Consider the following 1924-nt stretch of genomic DNA (forward strand, 5'->3'; position numbering starts at 1 on the left):
TAAATTGCACAATTCGACTGAAGTAAAATATACAACTGCACAATTCGACTGAAGTATTTGCACAATTCGACTGAAGTATTTGCACAATTCGACTGAAGTACTTTTTTTGTAAAATGCTGTTAAATAGTATGTTAAAGGCTCTTTTCTCCCCGCCCTAAATAGATATAAATACTATATATAAATACACTAAATAAATTATATAAATAGTTACTATGTATAAATACTTAAACCAAAAGGTATAAAAACTTTTTCCGCTCACATAAATACCGAATACATATAAAAAAGTTTTTATCCTTTGTTTTCAGTTAGCTCTACGAGCTAACATAGCGTTGCTCTATCGAGCAACTTTAAAAGGAATTTTAAGAGTTGTTCTACGAACAACTCCCAATCAGACCGCAAGGACTCGTTTCGATTGCTTTCGGTTGGGGGCTACCGCCCCCCCCGAACCCCCCCTGTGTGAGCTTCGTTGTGTTGAAGTAAACTAGGGGCGGGCAAAATGTTAAAAAATAAGTGTTTAATTTTGCTTCTAAGGACGTTAAATGTATTTTGAGTACATTTGTTAGGATACTTTTTTTAAGTCTTTTAGAACGCTTTAAAATAGATTGTTATGTTTGATACCATTAAAAAAGTTAGAGTATGGGTCTTAATGCCAGAGGGAGAACAAAATTTACAATTCAATACAACTCGTACAGGTTGGCTTAAAACTTGTAATTATGTTAAGAGTAATCATCCTAATTGGCAAATGTTAGTTATCTATTCTAAAGAAGATAATAGAGAGCTCAATCGATATTATAACTACAACAATAAAAAAACATTCCCTACAAGTATATATGAAATATAAAAAAAAGGCTATCTTTGTACTGTTTTGTGAGAGATTATTAAATCTCTTGATTAATATAAGGAAGCCAACTAGTAATAGTTGGCTTTTTTTCTTTTAAACGGATTGGTATAGTGAGTTACACTCTTGACAGAGTATTTTAAGATCAGGTTTACCCCAAACATTAAAACCACAATCACAAGTATATTTTACTTTGTTTTTTTTATCTGCAGTATTTTCACTCTCTTCTATTTCTTCGCTGTCCTGTTCTGTGTCTAGATCTGCTTCAGTAAAATTATTAGCATCATAGATGCTGTATAACAGGTACATTGCTTCCTTGTTTTCATTGAATGTTGTAGAGTTAGTATCTATATTTATTTCGTTATTAAATGGTACTGGGTTATTTCGAGTTTTGTCAAACCATAGATTTTTTATTATGGGATCGTAGATAATATCAATACAGGTCATTATAAAAGCTCCTGTATCACTTGGATAGTCCATCATATTCTGCCCTGTTCTTTTTCCCCCTTTCTTTCCTGTTGTACTTGGAATTAAACCAATGCTTTCCATTTTATCAGCCCATTCTTTATTATGGTAAGTTCTTTGAGAGGGGTTACCATTGTGCTGTTGCCATAAGTGACACATTTCATGTACAATGGTTTGTAGTATTTCTATAAAAGGATATCTATTGAAATACAATGGATTAATAGCTAATTCATCTGTATAGGTATTTTCATTATTAGCCCACCTTCTAGAACTGTAATAGCCGAATGTTTTATTTTTTCGGGTTATCACAATTAGACATTGTGGTAGTGTATTGTCAAATAAATTCTCATTGAACTTGTCAAATAAGTATTGAAAAAAATCGTAAAACTCTTGTGTTGGTTTCATAAGTAAAATTATATCGTACGATATAAAAGTATAAAAAAAGATTGTATTAAGCAATATAAAAAGAGTTAAATGTTTACGTACGTACGTATGTACTTATGTATGTATTATTATATATAAGTATCTGATTATTAATATTAATCTCTCACAAAACACGATTATAAAAAAGGAATTTATAGATAGTTACTCTTTATACAAAGAGTAACAAAAAGGTCAATC

At 30.8% G+C, this 1924-nt stretch carries 2 protein-coding genes; one reads left to right on the forward strand and one right to left on the reverse strand.

Annotated features, from left to right (window positions below; all coding sequences use genetic code 11):
• Window positions 1–607: 607 nt before the first annotated feature.
• Window positions 608–841, forward strand: a complete 234-nt coding sequence (locus HX049_RS18005; protein ID WP_286417745.1) for a hypothetical protein — start codon at window positions 608–610, stop codon at window positions 839–841.
• 93 nt (window positions 842–934) lie between these two features.
• Here HX049_RS18005 and HX049_RS18010 read toward each other — a convergent pair whose 3' ends face one another.
• Entirely contained in the window at window positions 935–1708 is a 774-nt protein-coding gene (locus HX049_RS18010; RefSeq protein ID WP_286417746.1) for a SprT-like domain-containing protein, read from the reverse strand.
• Between the last annotated feature and the right edge of the window lie 216 nt (window positions 1709–1924).

Origin of the sequence: Myroides odoratimimus (assembly GCF_030326305.1) — a bacterium.
In the GTDB taxonomy this organism is placed as follows: domain Bacteria; phylum Bacteroidota; class Bacteroidia; order Flavobacteriales; family Flavobacteriaceae; genus Flavobacterium; species Flavobacterium odoratimimum_A.